Source organism: Nocardia amamiensis NBRC 102102, assembly GCF_001612745.1.
In the GTDB taxonomy this organism is placed as follows: domain Bacteria; phylum Actinomycetota; class Actinomycetes; order Mycobacteriales; family Mycobacteriaceae; genus Nocardia; species Nocardia amamiensis.
Genome location: NZ_BDBA01000109.1, coordinates 28,225 through 44,554, shown reverse-complemented (window position 1 = coordinate 44,554; position 16,330 = coordinate 28,225). Strand labels below are relative to the sequence as shown.

The window sequence follows — 16,330 nt, the reverse complement described above, 5'->3', positions numbered from 1 at the left end:
GAGTCGCGCACACCCACGAAGCCGCTGCCAAGGAGTGCGACCTCGACGCATTCCTTGTCCGAGCTGCTGTAGCTGCTCTTGAACCACGAGGCAGCGGATAGATCGACGTTCACTCGGCGTACTCCTTTGCGATCTTGCGGAGGAGGGATCGGCTGTGCGCCTCATCAAGTGCCGATCGTTGGATGTCGGCCCACGCCTGTCGATATCCCCTTACCTCTTCGGGCTTCTCAAGATACAGGTCGCCGGTGAAGCCCTGCATGTAGATGATCGGCGGCTCGGTGAGATGTACTGTCCGGTGCTTGGGAAACTCGAGCATCACGAACGGGCCGACACGCAGGCCCGGGTATGCCTCCGACTTGAGCGGAACCACCAACACCGAAATGTTCGGGTGTTCGCTGACTCTGGCCAGGTGCTCGACCTGATCACCCATGACCGATTGGCCACCGATCGGTCTACGCAAAGCAGACTCATCAATGATCGCGTTGAGATTCAGCGGGTCGGAGTCGCTGTCCAAGCGTGCCTTTCGCCGGGTGAACACCTCGATGCGTCGCTCGACCTCTGGCCCGGGCATCATGGGGTAGTCGACCCATATCAGCGCCCGCCGGTATTCGTTGGTTTGCAGTAGTCCGGGCAGAAGGGTCGTTTGGTAGGAGAAGACACGGCGGGCAGCTGCCTCCAGTCCCACATAGTGGCTGAACCCCTTTGGGATGGCGTCGTCGTAGTGGTACCACCACTCCGTGTGCTCGGTCTCCTCGGTCAGGTCGAGCAGGATAGCGGTCTGTTCGTCGGATGCCCCGTACAGCCTGCACAGTCGCTCGATGAACAACGGATGCAGCCGGACTTGTTGTCCGGTCTCCATCCGCCACAGGGTTTGTTTGCTCACGCCGAGCACTTCTCGGGCGTACTCCGCGCTGACGCCCGAGTTGACGCGCAGCGTACGCAGCTGTCGGCCGAGCATGCGGCGGGGAGGCTGGAACCTGCTGGAGTCACGACGAATTCCTTTCGATAGCCAAACTAGTGGTCAGGTTGCTAACTGGAACCTTTTGGCGGGGGTCCTTGGAACCTGGGCGGTTTCCGCCCGATTCCACAACTGATTACGTTCCCGCCCAGCAATATCCGGTGCTCTACTGAACGAGCCCGGCACGAATCGAAGAAGTGCTGAAACCTTAACCGCGACAACGGTTCCAGGTCCAGCGATCGGGCATTTGTTCTCATCGGACTATATGAATCGAGGCTGGCGTATGAACCATGCGGCATACGCGGATACACCCGCGTCCCGCTGCGCCTTTTACCGCCGCACTTGCGGGCTCCCGGCCGGGATACATCCGGAGATCGGGCGGATCGTCGTGAAAGCGGGTGTGGTCGGAGGAATCACGATGCCCGACCGGTTGGGGCAGTGGGTGCGAGACGACATGCTTTTCCATGGCCATCCGCTGGGTCCGGTGGTCGCGCATATCCGTTCGCGCCGCTGGACTTTTCTGTGCCGACCGGATCTTCCCGACGACACCCGACTGTTCGCGGCCCTATTCCGGCTCGACGTCTCGGTCGTGCCATTCGGCAGCGAAATAGCGCTGCCGTCTCCCGCCGAGGCGAATGGTGGATTTCGCCACTGGGTGGTGGCGCCCCGCGATACCTTCCGCCCGTCCGGCGCGGTGATCGTGGATTGCGTGCTGGCCTGCGCGGGCCGGAGCGCCGTCGACGAGCGTCAGCGAGTGATCCGAGAACACCGAGCGCCATCGGCGGAGCCGGGTCCAGGGGAGGCGCGGTCGTGAGGATGCGTCATCGGGTGAACCGAGACCACGGTGCGCGGTCGCGCACGGCGAAGTCGAGCTCCGGGGAGGCGCGGTCGTGAGGATGCGTCATCGAGTGAACCGAGACCACGGTGCGCGGTCCTGTACGGCGAAGTCGAGCTCCGGGGAGGCGCGGTCGTGCGCAAGCGTCGGCGCGTGAACGGTGGGCACGGTACGGAGTCATGCCCAGCGGAGACCGGTCCCTGCGAGGCGCGGCCGTGAGCGATGCCCTGCCGACGAGAAGTCAACTGCTTCGAGCTTGCCGGGAGGGCGAGCCGCCACCGGATCATCCGGTGCTGCTACACGCCCGCGCGCTTGCCGACCTGCACGTTCGCCGCCTCGGCGCGGACCATCCAGCCGTGTGCGATATCGATGAGTGCCGTGCCCGGCTGGTCCGGGACATCGATCGCTGGGCCGAGCTGCGCTTGCCGTCCGCCCGCGGCGGAGCCTACCTCCACACCGAGTCGCTGGGCTCGGTGATCGACCGCCTCGCCCACCTCAGCACCACCGCATATGCGGCCTTGGCCGCCGACGCGGAATGGGACCTGTGGTTCGCCTGGGAGCGGCTGGCCGAACTGGCCATCGCTTATGAGGACCTGGCCATTGAACTGACCGCCGGACGTCGCCGCTTGCCGAACGCGTTCTAGTTCGCCAGGCGTGGATTCGATTGTGCAGGTCACGGTGGGCGATGCCCGGAACTATCGGTAATTGATTCGACAATGTCGAACAGCTCGGTGATCTTCGCCACATCGATAATCAGCGTGTGACCTGCATCATAAGAATCCCCTCGATCGTCGGATGGTAACGACGGGAGTGACCGTCCCAAGGGACTTCGGCATTGTCGAACTCGCCCGATGTTCGCCTCGGTAGTTCGTCCGTAACGTCCCGGTACATCACCGTCGCAACCTGGCGCGGTGGCCCGTACAAGTCCTCGACCCGGCACCGTCGGCAATCCGGACGAAACCGAAGGGGTGAGAGTGATCCAGCCGCTACCCGTGACGCGCCTCGTCGGACGCTGCTCACCTTGCTCGCGGTCGAACTCGTGCCGCGCGAGCCGTTGGTTCGGTTCGGCAGCAAGGGGGCGACCATGACCACTGGCACTTCGCCGAGGCCGCAGGAAGCGGACGTTCACCTGTCGGTCTTCTTGCACGGGCTGCGAATGGACTTCCGGGCATGCATGACCGCCGCGAGCGTGTTCGTCCAGGAGTGGCGAGAAAGGCACTGGCATGACCCGGTCCACGTCTCGACCGACGATGCCGACCGGTATCCGAGGCTGCCGTGTGAACGCCTGTACCTGGAGTCTCGGTGAAATGTTCCGGCGCTGACAGTCGTCGTCCAGCTCGTGTCCTGGCCGGTTGCGGTGCGGACGATCGGTGTTTCCCATGTGCAGGAACTGCTGGACATCGTCGCCCGTACCGAATTCCCTGCCGAACATGTCACCACCGTGCTCGCCGACGGGGATGATGCCCCGACGCCTAATGGGGCCACACCACCGAACTCGTCCTGCACCGGCGTCCGCTGGCAGCCAGGCCAGGACAGCAGAACGAGGACAGGTCACCGGCGGTCTGGATCGGTAAAGCGCGGCCGGAGCCCTGATACTCGATCGCCGAGGCGATTACGGTGCTCGGCCTCTGCCTGTGCGCCGACGGCGTTCCTCGGCGAGGCCGGAGTATCGGGCCGGGAGCAGCGGGGTCAGATACTCGGTCATGAGATTGCGCGTGCGTCGTACGCGCAAGCCCATGTCGGCAACGAGCTCATCGATGTGGTGCGCGAGGAAGGGGCCGAGCAGGTATCCCTGCGGCATCGCGGGCAGGGCGTCGGACAACCAGCTTTCGACACGGAGAACCTCGGCCCGCATCTCGTCGACGGCCGGAAGCGCGAGTTCGCCGCGGAAGCTCTGGGACAGCCAGTGGGCGGAAACTTCGGACGTGAGCGGGCAGGCGGGTGACGACGCGTAGCCGACGAATCCGAGTCGATGCTCGATCGGTGGGAGGATGCGACGGTAGAGCTGGAAGTGGCCGTCGCGCAGAGCGGATGCCTGCAATTCGGGGGCCAAGAAGGGAAGGGGTTGCCGCCAGCCGGTCGCGAAGATAACCACATCGGCGTCGATCCGTTCGCCGCCGGCCAACAGCAGTGCGTTGCCTTCCGGGAAGGCGGCAATGGTGTCACGTCGCATGAGTACACGGCCGGTGCGGGCCATCTGGTAGAACTCGGGCGCGACGCCGACGTACTCGATTCCCGCGGGCAAGGGTTTGTCGGGCACCATCGCCGCTGGCATCCTCATGTGCAGGCGAATCAGTCTCGACATCACTCGCCAGACCAGTCGCGTCAACGTCTTGCCTGGGCCGTGCAGGAACTGCTCGGTTCGGTTGAGACGGTGGTAGCGAAACAGCGCCTCGTTCACCCGGGTGGTCAGCAAGCGATCGGACGGGATCCGACCGAGCAGGTAGCGCGGAATCATCCAGTGGGGCTTACGGAAAACGAGCGTGCAGGTGCTCGCGTGCGACGCAGCCCAAGCCGCCAGGTCCAGCGCCGACTTCCCCGCGCCTACCACAACCACCCGCTGTCCTTCGAACAGCGCTGGATCGGTTGCCCGGCTCGAGTGAAGCAGCCTGCCGGCGAACCCGCGCATGCCCTCGATCTCCGGCACGTGCGGCTCGGAGAAGACACCGGCACACACGACCACGAAGTCGAAAAGCCACGTGGTGGTTTCGCTTCCGTTGCGGACTTCGACCTGGAATACCTGCCCCTGCCGGGACAATCCGACAACCTCGGCCGACAGTCTGAGGTGGGATGCCAGGCGGAAGCGATGGACGTAGGAGTTCAGATATTCACGTACCTGCGCAGCGGTCGGGAACATGTCCGCCGAAGTGCTGTAGGGGTGATCGGAGAAGGCGTATGTGTCGCGGGAATTGTTGGTGCGCAGGCCAGGGTACGTGCGTGATTCGATCCAAACACCACCAATCGCGGCTTCCTTTTCGAATACGACGACGTCGAATTCGTCGTCTCGCAAGACTTTTGCCGTCACCAGGCCGGACACGCCCGCACCGATCACGGCTACGCGTGCTGCGACGGTCACCTCAATCGCCGATCAACTCGGATACGCTGCGGCGCAGCACTTTGCGTACATATGACTTCATGAACACCCCTATTCCACGGTGACTACGCCCAAGGCGCTGCATGCCTCCAACATAAGTCGCCTCCAAGACCGGAGAGCATCGTGCGTGCGCTCTGAACAGTACCGAGTTCAGCGACGGTTCTTGCGGCGGAAGCAGAGTTGGTTCAGTTCGGTCTCGATCGCCCGGGCGGCGTGATGACATCCGGTAGCATGAAGCGAAGCGATCCGGGAGACCACGGCATCGAGCCCATAGGCGGCGACGACATCGAGGAGAGTGATCCGGTGGTCGGTCCCGCTCCGCATATTTGCTGGATTGAGTGTTTCGGATGGTACTTCCGGGCGATGCGCCGATCTCTCCCCTCCATACATTTCAGATCGGTGCACCGCCCGGAAGTACTGTTCCGCACATAAGAATTCTCATCGACAACTCCTGAGTACCGCCCCTGCCGAACGGTCGCTCGCCGAATACCGGCTGTGTCGGCTGCGCCTCGGCGGCGACAGCGAGGCGTCTCGTTCGCACCCGGGTCGGCCATCGTGTCCCGCAACCTGCTGGCTCCGTTGGTAGTCGCATCTCGTTCGCCCGAATCCGTCCTGCCGGTGGCCTACTCGTCGACGACAGCAGTCCCCTCGACACCGGTACGTGGTCGCGCCCATTTCGCGACGGGAGGCGACCTGTATTCATGCCCTGAATCTAGGGTGCATGGAAGCGCATGTCAACGCATCGGTGTGCATCCATGTGCATGATGCCCTTGCCTGCCCGCCGAGGCGTTACGATGCAAGCCATGGATGGGCGGTTCAGTCCGGAGCGTACCGATGGTTTCGGCGGGTCAGAGTCGGCTGGGCAACGGTTCGGGCGGTTGATGAAGGCATTCCGTCAGAGGAACCTCCCCGACGAGTTGATAACGCACCAGCGTATCCATGATCTCGGAGGTCCGACGCGGAATGTCCAGTCCCGCATCGAGGCCGGGCAGGTTCATTCGATCAGCGCCACCACCGAGTCGAAGTACAACCGGGCGCTCGTGGCTTTGGGATTGCCGCCGGACAGCGCATCCACAGCCCTGTATCACGGCAGCAACCTCGAACCGATCCCCGACGATGAACCGAAATCGGCCGTACCGGACGAGGTCGAAAGCGGTGTCAGGGCTTTGAAAAGACTCAACCGTGAGCACAAATCTGTAGCAGATCTCGTCACCGAGCTCGACCGGCTCGGCATCGAGTTGAAGCTGGCCCGCAGCCACGCAGACGGTTACCAACTGACATTTGCCAAATCGGCGATCGATCAACTGCTCCAGGCGTTGCAGAATGTGACTGAGGCTGCACGCAACTCCGATCAGGACGATGCGCCGCCGCGCTAAAGGACGTCGCGAGATGCTGCCCGAAAGGCGAATTCAGCTTCTTGCAGAAGCGATTTCGCGGGGTTCCACCACCGCAGCAAGGTATCCTGGTCGGGTACATCGGCCGCTTGCGCGGACGGCTTACCGGCCGATTCGCCCTTGCGGCTGTCGGCAAGCCGCTGAGCCGCCACTACCAGCTCGGTGACGAGCCGCGCGTGCTCCTGATCGTCCTCGGTGATGGTGCTTTCGATCAGTTCGTCGATGACAGCAGGCAGCGGCCGCGCGTACCTGGCGACGATCTCGGCAGCGTCACGTATCTCGATATGCAGACGTTCCACACGTTCCGCCGGGGTAGCACCCCACCGGTCACCCCAGCGCAGCGAAAACACGACCTCCGGTACGGCCGCGGTCAAGTCGCGCCACAGCGGATACAGCTGGGTCAACTGCCTCAGCCGCGCCGCCGCGCGCGCGCAGGATGGCACAACCACCAAGGTCAGAACTGCCGCGAACAGCAACTGCGGCTCACCTGAGGCGAGCCCGTCGGAGGTGAAGTCGTACATGTGGCGGGTGAAGTCGGTGCCGAGTCCCAGAGCACCGAGCGCCGCGAAGAGTACCAGCGAGCTCACCGGGACCACGCTGAGTACAGCGACAACGACGAGTATGCGGACGATGTTCGCTTCCCGAGGTGACGTCGCACGCAGTCGCAGCACGGGCAGGTTTCGGAGCATGTAGCCGGATACGAATACCGCTGGTGTCGAAAGCAGTCCGAGGTAGATTCCGTACCGTAAGCCCCCGTATTCCGCGATCGAAACGCCCTGTGCTCGTGCCGGACTGCTCAGCAATATGAGCGCCACACCGAGGCTTGCCGCCCCTCCGATCGCAATTCGGAATCGGGTCTTGTATCGGACCGGCCCGTACTCGCGCAGCAGCCACAGTCCCAGCCCCCACGTCCAGGTCAACACAGTCGTCCAGTGCCACACGTCGAACAGGGTCGGCAGTCCACCGGGTACGAACCCGGCGACCTGGCGTGCGACGGCCGGTTCACGCAGAAGGACCCCGAATGCGGTGATCCCGGCGATTACGTTGATCAGGTGGTCGGCCTCGGAAGCACGACGAACCAACGCAATCCGGGCAATGGCGAAACTGACGATGAATACCGTCGCCACGACGGTGACAGGGGTCGGCAACGTTTGCGGCCACATCAGAACACTTTCAGAAATCTGTCCCGGCGCGGACCACCCGCGCGGACCCGGGTCCTGATCATCGTCGCGAAAAGCTCGGCCTCGTACTCTTCCGGGCGGTCGTAGCTGGATGCTCCACGGAAGGCGCGGACCGTTGCCACGTCGTGGTCCAGCTCGACCCCGGGCAGCAGCGTCGCCAGCTCATCCGCCGGAGAATCCTGACCATGATCGAGCAGCATGTGGCCGAGTTCATGGAAGATGTCGTGCGGGTCCGACGATTTACGCAGAAAGAAGACGTCATAACCACTGCATGCGAGCCACATTCCGCATAACCCCACCGGCGACGCCGACGGCAGCGGCAGACGCACGATGCGTCTGCCCCGCAGGCGTTCGACCGAAGCGAAAAGCTCCTCCGCTGTCCAGTCTTCAGGCAAAGCTTCGTCGAGGTGATCGACAAGAGCTAGCAATCGGGCGCGCGTAGAACGCTTGCGCCACCAGCGTTTTCGCATGCCACCTCCTCGCATTCTCGCTCCAACGGAGACGAGAGTTCATGGGGCGGTGAGTCAATCATCATTGCCGTGTGCGAAAGGAACTCTGTGTCTGCACTCATCATGTTTCTGTTCGGTCGAGCCTGACTCCGAGCATGCGCTGAACGCGGGAATTCAGCATCGGCGCAACGCCTCCGAGGACTACGCCGAATCGAATCTCGAACGGCGCGACCACGATTTCGCCGATGTCATTCTCGATTGCGCGGATCACCGCATCGGCGACCTGCTTCGGAGACGAGGTGCGGAATCCCGGAGGTAGACGCACACCACTGTCGGCGAACATCCCGGCTTCGCGTACGAATCCGGGCTCGACCAACGACACGCCGACCCCACTGCCGCGGAAGTCCTCACGCATGCCGAGGGCGAACCCACGGAGGCCGAACTTCGTCGCGTTGTAGACCGCCGTGTCGCCGGATGCGGCACGACCACCGATGGACCCGATGAAAACGATGTGGCCTTCCCCCTTGGCTCGCATCGATCCAGCCACTTCCCGAGCCATCACGATCGGTGCACGCAGGTTCACCGCGATCGCGTCGTCCAGATCGGGGACACTGAAACCTAGCACAGGCCCGCCCGCCGGTAGACCAGCTCCGGCAACGAACACGTCGATCTGGTCGACCGCCTCCAACAGCTTCGTCACATCGTCGGCGGAACTGAGATCGGAGGCGATAGCTCGGGCCCCCAGCTCAGACGCCAAACGATCCAGCACGTCGAAGCGACGACCCGTCAGAATGAGCTCAGCCCCGCACGCTTTCAGTGATCTAGCGATCACATGGCCGAGGCCGCCCGTGGCACCGGTCAAAAGGACCTTTGCTCCCGACAACCGCGATTTCCGGCTCATGCAGCCATCCCCTCGAAGCTCAACCGGACGAAACCGACGTCACGCGCGCGTACAGCGGCATTCCGCAGACCACCCGATCGCCGCAGACGCGATCGCGATCCACTGCCCGACAGGCTAACGCAGATCTTTGGCGGGCGCGACGAACTCGATCGGTCGATGCCTCGACAACGAAAGTGACGGGCGCACTTCCAATTGCGGCACTTGCATGGCCGATCCAGTCACGATTGAATCGAGCGGTAAACCTTGACGATCTCGGCCGCAGCCGCACGGACTTGTAGGCGATGCTCGTGGAGAGCACGACCCGTTCCCGTTTCGACGTGCTGTGGGTGCACCCCGCTCCGGCAGCGGGCGCGCATGGCGGGACATGTCCGGCAATGCGGTGCTCTCGCCTGGCAGCGTCGCGTCTGAGGCCGCGCACCAGGCGCTGCCTCGGCGGTCGCCTGGCTGCACGCTCGACGGCACCGATCCCCGGCGCGCCGGGGATCGCGTTCAGTCGCGGCGCAAAGTGGCGGCGAGGTGATGCTGCAACGGCTCGCCGACCGCGGCCATGCGCAGGGTGTAGTCGATGGTGTCGCCGGACAGGTGGATGGAGCGGCCGAGGGCGGTGACGAGTTTCGCGGTGCTGCTGCGGCCGAGGCTGGTGGAGTCCAGTTCCAGGCGCAGGGTGCCGTCTTCGACGGTGAGCGAGCCCTCGCAGATTTCGGTGATCCCGGTGGGATGGGCGAGGATCAATTCGACGCGGTCGGGACGCGGGCAACGCAGATAGCCGGTTTCGGCGTGCAGCGGCCTGCCGTCGTCGCTGGCGCGGGTCTTCTGCTGGTAGGTGAGGAAGGGGCGGCCGAGGTGGCCGAACCGGATCTCCTCTACGTAGCCGAAGGGCTGGATGGTCGGGTATTCACCCTGGCCGTTGCCGCGCCAAGTGCCGAGCAGTGGAGCGAGCGGGGCGATATCAGGATGCGGAGCGATGGGGGGCTGGGGTTCGACCACGGCGAACAGACTAGACCCGCACTCCGGGCGCTGCTCGTATACTCCCCGAATTCGCCACGCTAAGGTTAGGGTCACCTAACGCCAGGTGGCGTGTTGCCGGAAAGGAAACAGGAAAGTTGAACGGACGTTGGAATGAGTCGTGGCGCGGTGGTGCGTCCCGGTCGCGGGGCAGAAGCGGTCTGCTGCGCGCATCGGCGCTGAGCGCCGCGCTGCTCGTCGCGGCCGCCTGCTCGGACTCGAAGTCCGATGAGGTGCCCGCCCTCGACGGCAACAAGTACGTCCAGACCAATCTGGCCGCCAACGACGCGGAGTACAAGGCGCAGTTCACCTTCCCCGACCTGGTGAACGCCTGGGGGCTCGCCGACCGGCCCAAGGGCGCGGGCGGGCACTTCTGGGTCGGCGCGGGCGGCAAGTCGTTCCAGTTCGTCGGTGACGTCACCAAGTCGTCGGACGACAAGGTGCAGAAGCTCTTCCAAGACGGGCTGAAGATCGTCACCATTCCCGGCGCCGACGCCGACACCTCGGACAACAGCGTGGGCAAGACCACCGGCGTGGTGTTCAACCCGGCGCCGATCACCTCGGATCTGTTCGTCGTGCACGACCAGCCGGTCGAGGCCGAAGGCGGCCCGCTGAACGGTTCGGCGCGGTTCATCTTCGCCACCGACTCCGGCAAGATCTCGGCGTGGACCGAGCAGGGCTTCGAGGGCCGCATCGTGCGCCACGACGGCCCGGCCAACCTGGTCTTCGACGGCCAGCCGCAGGGCATGCAGTTCTTCGGGATCGCGCTGACGCCATCGGGGGACAAGCTGCTCGCCGCCGATTTCGGCACCGACCCGCAGGTCCGGACGTTCGACCAGAACTGGCAGCTGATCCCGACCACCGGCTTCGCCAACCCGTTCGCCACCGGCGAGGCGATCGACCCGGCCGCGCCGGAGAAGGGCAAGAAGGCCAAGCCGGGCGATCCCGCGCCGTTCAACGTCGCGACCGTCGGCAACCGCGTGTTCGTCGCCTACGCCACCACCAAGCCGGACGAAGCGGAGGCGAGCAAATTCGACGCGGGCGAAGAGGATTCGCTCGACGCCGACCAGGAGAAGGAAGCGGGCGGCAAACCCGACAAGGGCAAGCTCGCCGAGTTCGACGCCGACGGCAAGCTGGTGCGCATCATCGACGACGGCAACCGCCTGAACGCGCCGTGGGCGGTGACCGTCGCGCCGGAGGGCTTCGGCCCACTCAGCGGCAAGCTGCTGGTCGGCAACTTCGGTGGCGCCGGACACGTGCTCGCCTACGACGACGCCACCGGCAAGTTCGCCGATTACCTGCGCGACGCCGACGGCAAGCCGGTGGCGATCGAAGGTCTGTGGGCGCTGATGTTCGGCAACGGTGAGAGCCTCGGCGACGCCGACTCGCTGTACTTCACAGCGGGACCCGACGACGAGAAGGACGGCCTGTTCGGCAAGCTCCGCTTGAAGTAGACCCATCTCGTAGCGGCCCGCGTTATCCGGCGCGGGCCGCTGCTGCGTTACCGGCCCGGTCAGGGCCGGCTCCCTAGTCCGGTGCCCCGCTCACGGATGGCCGACCGCTCTCCCGCACTGTCCCGGGCCGCGAACAGCTCGATCGCGATGACGCAGCAGCGGCGACGTCGCCTGGCCGGCCCGGCTGGCGCCGACCCGAAACTCCGCGGGCATGGTCACCGCAGCCGGGTTGGTGCAATGCGCCGGGCTTGGTGCAGGTGAACTGCGCGACGTCGATATAGCCGCGGTGGAAGTAGTCCGCCGACCCGGTCAGATACCTGACGTAAGCGTTGTAGGTGTCTCGCCCGGCGAGCTCGATCGCCCGGTCGCGGTGCTCGAGGAGAGCGGAGGCCCAGTGCTCCAGTGTGGTGGCGTAGTGCGGCCCGAGCTTCTGGATGCCGGTGACGGTGAACCCGGCGTCCTGCGCGTACTCGGTAATTCCTTTCGGAATGTGACCGGTCGGTGCAGTGAGCTGGCCACCGGTGAAGATGGTCCCACTCAGGAACCGCAGGAACGCGAAATCAGACCTTGTGAGGTGCGTCCCTTGTGCACGCAAGTGATCGCGGTCATAGCCGACGACGGTCTGCAACAGCAGCACCCCATCGGCAGGCATGAGCCGGTACGCGAAATCGAAGAATGCGCCATATCGGTCCCGGCTCATGTGCTCCAGCGCGCCGATGCACACGATCCGGTCCACTCGGCGGTCGAATTCCTCCCAGCCTTGCCGCCGCACCCCACCGTAGGGGCGGCCTCGGACCAGCCGGTCGACGAGCAGATCCCGCACATGCCGGTACTGGTTACGGCTGGAAGTCAGCCCGATCGCATTCACTCCGTAGGTGTCCATGGCGCGAACCATGGTCGAACCCCAGCCGCAACCGACATCCAACAAGGTCATCCCGGGCCGCAGATCGCACTTGGCCAAGGCGAGGTCGATCTTCGCCGACTGGGCTTGCTCCAGGGTGTCGTCCGGGTGGGTCCAGAACGCGCAACTGTAGGTGAGGGTGGGGCCGAGAAACAGCCTGAAGAATTCATCCGGCAGCTCGGCGCGGGACCGGACCTGTGCGAAGGTCGGCTCCGAGGACAGGCCGGTGATCTTCCGGGTGGCCTTGCTGAGGATCTGATGGGTCACACGTCTTCCTCCTGGTTTGCTGGGCGAGGCACACTTCCTGTGTTTATGACACAGCGGAAGCGATAAGCTGAGCGTGTCAATCTGAGACACGCCATTCACCAAGACGGCCGCCGCCATGGGCAGTGACAAGCGCCGAGGTCACGAGGAGATGCCGGTCCCTCGTGCCGGCACTCCTGTGAGCCTGGAGAAGGCACGCGAACAATTTCTCACCGCGGGTTCGCTCGATGTCCCGCGGGTACGGGACACCGTGCTCGACTCGTGGCACCGCTCGCGCGCCCTGCGGATCCACCCCGACCGCGTGGAGCTGTCCTATCTGCGGGATCCGAACCTCGACTCGCCGCTGGTGAACGCCGCGGCACCGGTGCTGCGGCGGCTCGCGAGCGACCTGGCCGACCATTCGGTCAGTGTCATCCTGACCTCGTCGGACGGGCTCTTGCTCGAGCGCTACGCCGACGATGCCTCGATCATGCGCACGCTCGACGGTGTGCAACTCGCTCCCGGCTACAGCTATGCCGAGGACTTCGTCGGAACCAACGGAATCGGCACCACGCTGGAGACGGCCACCCCCACATTCATTCGCGGCGGTGAGCACTATCTCGGCACCCTCGGCCGGCTCGCTTGTGCAGGCTCGCCCATTCGCCACCCGATGACAGGCTCGATGCTCGGCGTCATCGATCTCACCTGTTGGGCCAGCAGGTCCGATCCGCTGCTGCTTGCCCTCGCCAACAGCGCGAGCAGCCAGATCCAGGACCGGCTCCGTACGCTGGCGAGCGAAGCCGAGGGTGCGCTGCTCGAGACGTATCGGCGTCAATGCCGCCGGTACCCGCTCGGCGTGCTCGCGATCGGTCGCGACGTGGTGCTGATGAACCAGTACCTGCGCCGAGGACTCGACCCGCACGACCAAGTGGCGTTGCTGCAACATGCGGCCGACCTGGGCCGCCCCGGGGCGGTCGACACCCTCCTGGCCCCGCTACCGAGCGGTCGGCTCGCACGAGTGACAGCAGTCGAACGTATGTCGATCCGTGGCGGCAGCCTCAACATGGTCCTGCACGTCCAGTTCGCCACCGATCGGGCCGTGCAACACCCGATCGCCCACGGTGCGCCCGCATTGCCCGGTGTCGCCGGTAGGAGCAGCTCATGGCGGCACAGCTGCCAGCAGGTCGAGCGCTGCTGCCGGGATCGCGAATGGGTGCTGATCGATGGCGAAAAGGGTTCCGGCCGAACAAAACTCGCGAGATCTGTGGTCGCGTACGTCAGCCCGGGCGCAATGGCAAGGGTGCTGCGGATGGCCGACTTCGCCGACGCCGACGGCTTGCTGGCCGCGCTGAGAGTCGAAACCAGCGACAGCGATTTCAACGTGGTGATCACCGATGTGGACCGCCTGCCGAAGGAGGCGATCAGGCCTCTCGCGAACATTCTCCAGGCCTGTGCCGGTCGTGGCTGGATCGCGGCGACAACGCATTCCGCCACGTCCACCGGCGCGCTGCTGCCGCTGTTCACCCACACCGTCGGCGTGCCCGCACTCCGGCACCGCATCGAGGACCTCGAGGACCTGGTCCCCTTCCTGCTGCGCGAGCTGACCAAGGGCTCCGACGTCCGGCTCGCCCCGGACGCGATGCGCCAGCTGCGCAAACTATCGTGGGCGGGCAATATCGCCGAACTGCGGAGTGTTCTGGCTGAAACCGTTTCCCGGCAACGATCCGGTCTGATCCACGTCGACAACCTGCCGCCGCAATGCCGGTCCGTGACCCGGCGTCGCCTGAGCCGGATCGAGGCGCTGGAACGCGACGCGATCGTGCGCAGCCTGGCGGAGAACGGCGGCAATAAGGCCGAAGCCGCAGCGGCGCTGGGGATGTCGCGGGCCACCATCTACCGCCGGATCAAGGACTTCGGCATCTCGTAGTCGAACCGACTTTCTCGATTGCTGAAACACGCCGGTCACTGTCCTACACCTGATCCCGCCCGGCCCCCGGTCGGTGCTGATGCCCGGCGTTCTGTGCGCCGCTCGCGGATAGCCGCCTCGACGTCCGCTACCGCCATGCGAATGAGGGTGCCGTAGCCGTCGTCGCCGAGGGTGTGCAGACGGGAGCGGGCGGCGTCGATCTCGCGTTGCGCGGCCGCGAACGAGCCGAGCCTTCGGTAGTTGTCGGCGAGGTTGAGATGCAATGACGGGTAGAACGCCACCACCCGCAGCGATGCGTCATAGCTCTTGGCGCGATCGTTCGTGAGGCTGTCCGCGGCGTCCAGCGCGCGGACGTCCCAGGTGAGCGCCTCGGCGGCATCGTCGTACAGGTCGGCCAGATAGTGGGCGAGGGTGCAACGATGCAGCGGATCGCCCTGCGGCCCGAGCGAGGACCAGAGGGCGAGCAGAGCCTCGCGCGCGTCATCCGGACGGCCGTCGTGGCCGAGTGCGACCGCGTGGGTGATCACGGCCATGGTCTGGTCTGGGGTGGTCATCGTTCTCCTACGGGGGTGGCGGGGCGCAGCCCCGCGTGGTCCCGGTTGTCGGCGGATCGGGTGGGCATTGCCAGCGTCGTGAGGTCGCCGTCGGTGGCGGATCGCAGGACCACCGGCTGATCGGTACTGGTGATGTCGACCATCAGGTCAGGGCCGAGTGCGGTGTGCACGGCGGGCAGCAGGGTCGCGGGGTCGAACGACAGGGTGATATCCGACCCCGTGACGGTGGCGGCAAGACGGTGCGCCGCGTCGCCGGCCGATACCTGGACGCCGGTTGAGTCGATTACGAATCGCACTGTGGTAGTGGCCGTTTCGAGCAGGGAACGCAGGGCGTCGCGGGCGGTGATCACCCTGGTGCCTGCCGGTCCGAGGGCGGCCAGCACGGCGCGGTGATCCGGGAAGGGCTCATCGATGACGGCGGACCGATGCTCGGTGCCGTCCCCCGCCAGGACCAAGCCGTCTTCGATCGGCGTGGCAACGACCTCGTCCACGGTGCGCAACCAAGCGGTGATCGAGCCGAGCCCGTCCGGGGCGAGTACTCGGGACCAGTAGCCGCCGTGCCGCCTGCCGGCCACCACAGTGCACGTGGACAGCCGGTAGCGATCGGTTGCCGTGAGAGTCAGCGCGTTTCCGCTCGCCTCCAGCAGAACGCCTGCCAGTACCGGGATCTCGCGGGTGCGTGCCGCGGCGGCGCGAACCCGCTCGAGAGCCTGGGCCAGGACCGCCGCGGAGACCGCCACGTGCGGCCCGAGTGACCGCTTGACCATCGCGGTGACGCGGGCGGCCTCGCTCGCCCGCCGCGCGAGCTCGTCCACATGACGGTCGAGCAGGTCCCGTGCCCGCCCGGCGTCGCAGGAGAGGATCTCCGCGATCGTCTCGAGCGGCAGATCGATCGCGCGCAGTTGCCGGATGAGCGTCGCCGGGCCGCGCTGCTCCTCGGTGTAGTAGCGGTATCCGGTGAGCGGGTCGACCCGTGCCGGGACCAGCAGCCCGCAGTCGTCATAGAACCGCAGCGCACTCGCCGTGAGCCCGCTTGCCCGTGCCAGCACGCCGATCGTGATCATCCCTGCCGATTCCGAACTTGTCACCCGGCCATCATGGAGTCTCAACCAGCTCGAAGGTCAAACGCGGGCTTGGATGCAGGACATCGCGCCGAATACCCGCGGCAGTCAATTCGTACGATCTGTCAGGGTTCTTCGCGATCAGCTCCGCGGACTACAGGTGTTGCGGTCGCACCGAGAGCATGCTCGCGGTTGCTCCGAAGTTGTCGGGCCGTGGAATTCCCGGCCCGACTGGCATGCCACAAGCACCTGCCTCGTGAGTGTGCAACGAGGGGAAGCTGTCCCGACACTGCGCCCCGAGCGGCCCTCGGAGTAGCGGCAACCAGACTGACAGGTCAGCTTGTGCCCGTAGCAGATCGGTGCCATCGGCTTC

The 16,330-nt window shown here is 65.3% G+C and carries 15 protein-coding genes and 1 pseudogene; 6 read left to right on the top strand and 10 right to left on the bottom strand.

Going from position 1 to position 16,330, the window contains the following annotated elements:
- Positions 1-113 (bottom strand): DUF397 domain-containing protein (locus tag NA4_RS20455; protein ID WP_157129169.1); only part of this gene is annotated, 113 nt, incomplete at its 3' end.
- The gene (locus NA4_RS20450; protein ID WP_067472115.1) at positions 110-958 is read right to left on the bottom strand and encodes a helix-turn-helix domain-containing protein; all 849 of its coding nucleotides are present in this window, start codon (positions 956-958) and stop codon (positions 110-112) included. The genes NA4_RS20450 and NA4_RS20455, both read right to left, overlap by 4 nt.
- A gap of 418 nt (positions 959-1,376) precedes the next feature.
- Here NA4_RS20450 and NA4_RS20445 point away from each other — a divergent pair, with 418 nt between their 5' ends.
- The 3 genes from NA4_RS20445 (at position 1,377) to NA4_RS20435 (ending at position 3,099) form a co-directional block, all read left to right on the top strand.
- Positions 1,377-1,772, top strand: coding sequence for a hypothetical protein (locus NA4_RS20445; RefSeq protein ID WP_174552972.1), 396 nt, complete (start codon positions 1,377-1,379; stop codon positions 1,770-1,772).
- A gap of 236 nt (positions 1,773-2,008) precedes the next feature.
- A complete protein-coding gene (locus NA4_RS20440) occupies positions 2,009-2,437 on the top strand; it encodes a DUF4254 domain-containing protein (RefSeq protein WP_245671505.1) in 429 nt (142 codons plus the stop codon).
- Between the two features lie 440 nt (positions 2,438-2,877).
- Positions 2,878-3,099, top strand: a complete 222-nt coding sequence (locus tag NA4_RS20435; protein ID WP_157129168.1) for a hypothetical protein — start codon at positions 2,878-2,880, stop codon at positions 3,097-3,099.
- A 306-nt stretch (positions 3,100-3,405) separates the two neighbouring features.
- On the opposite strand, the gene NA4_RS20430 is transcribed toward NA4_RS20435, so the two are convergent.
- Entirely contained in the window at positions 3,406-4,869 is a 1,464-nt protein-coding gene (locus tag NA4_RS20430; protein ID WP_067472104.1) for a flavin-containing monooxygenase, read from the bottom strand.
- Between the two features lie 821 nt (positions 4,870-5,690).
- Here NA4_RS20430 and NA4_RS20425 point away from each other — a divergent pair.
- A complete protein-coding gene (locus NA4_RS20425) occupies positions 5,691-6,263 on the top strand; it encodes a hypothetical protein (protein WP_157129167.1) in 573 nt (190 codons plus the stop codon).
- Here NA4_RS20425 and NA4_RS20420 read toward each other — a convergent pair.
- The 4 genes from NA4_RS20420 to NA4_RS20405 all read right to left on the bottom strand — a co-directional run bounded on the left by NA4_RS20420 (position 6,260) and on the right by NA4_RS20405 (position 9,799).
- Positions 6,260-7,444, bottom strand: coding sequence for a DUF6545 domain-containing protein (locus NA4_RS20420; RefSeq protein WP_067472098.1), 1,185 nt, complete (start codon positions 7,442-7,444; stop codon positions 6,260-6,262). The two genes, NA4_RS20425 and NA4_RS20420, sit on opposite strands and share 4 nt — an antisense overlap.
- Positions 7,444-7,932 carry a hypothetical protein gene (locus tag NA4_RS40540; protein ID WP_157129166.1) on the bottom strand — a complete coding sequence of 163 codons (489 nt, stop codon included), beginning with the start codon at positions 7,930-7,932 and terminating at the stop codon, positions 7,444-7,446. The genes NA4_RS20420 and NA4_RS40540 overlap by 1 nt, the downstream gene beginning before the upstream one ends.
- A 100-nt stretch (positions 7,933-8,032) precedes the next feature.
- Positions 8,033-8,812, bottom strand: a complete 780-nt coding sequence (locus tag NA4_RS20410) for an SDR family NAD(P)-dependent oxidoreductase (RefSeq protein WP_067472092.1) — start codon at positions 8,810-8,812, stop codon at positions 8,033-8,035.
- A gap of 489 nt (positions 8,813-9,301) precedes the next feature.
- Positions 9,302-9,799 carry a peroxynitrite isomerase gene (locus NA4_RS20405; protein ID WP_084497277.1) on the bottom strand — a complete coding sequence of 166 codons (498 nt, stop codon included), beginning with the start codon at positions 9,797-9,799 and terminating at the stop codon, positions 9,302-9,304.
- Positions 9,800-9,915: 116 nt separating this feature from the next.
- Between NA4_RS20405 and NA4_RS20400 the strand changes: the two genes are divergently transcribed.
- A complete protein-coding gene (locus NA4_RS20400) occupies positions 9,916-11,271 on the top strand; it encodes a TIGR03118 family protein (RefSeq protein ID WP_373862810.1) in 1,356 nt (451 codons plus the stop codon).
- A gap of 247 nt (positions 11,272-11,518) precedes the next feature.
- On the opposite strand, the pseudogene NA4_RS20395 reads toward NA4_RS20400, so the two are convergent.
- Positions 11,519-12,403, bottom strand: a pseudogene (locus tag NA4_RS20395) (class I SAM-dependent methyltransferase); the annotation flags it as partial.
- Positions 12,404-12,554: 151 nt separating this feature from the next.
- Here NA4_RS20395 and NA4_RS20390 point away from each other — a divergent pair.
- A complete protein-coding gene (locus NA4_RS20390) occupies positions 12,555-14,342 on the top strand; it encodes a sigma-54-dependent Fis family transcriptional regulator (RefSeq protein ID WP_373862809.1) in 1,788 nt (595 codons plus the stop codon).
- Between the two features lie 35 nt (positions 14,343-14,377).
- Here NA4_RS20390 and NA4_RS20385 read toward each other — a convergent pair whose 3' ends face one another.
- Together NA4_RS20385 and NA4_RS20380 are read right to left on the bottom strand one after the other, a co-directional pair.
- Positions 14,378-14,896, bottom strand: coding sequence for a hypothetical protein (locus NA4_RS20385; protein ID WP_067472086.1), 519 nt, complete (start codon positions 14,894-14,896; stop codon positions 14,378-14,380).
- A complete protein-coding gene (locus NA4_RS20380; protein WP_157129165.1) occupies positions 14,893-15,984 on the bottom strand; it encodes a DNA polymerase III subunit beta family protein in 1,092 nt (363 codons plus the stop codon). Before NA4_RS20380 ends, NA4_RS20385 begins: the two co-directional genes overlap by 4 nt.
- Between the last annotated feature and the right edge of the window lie 346 nt (positions 15,985-16,330).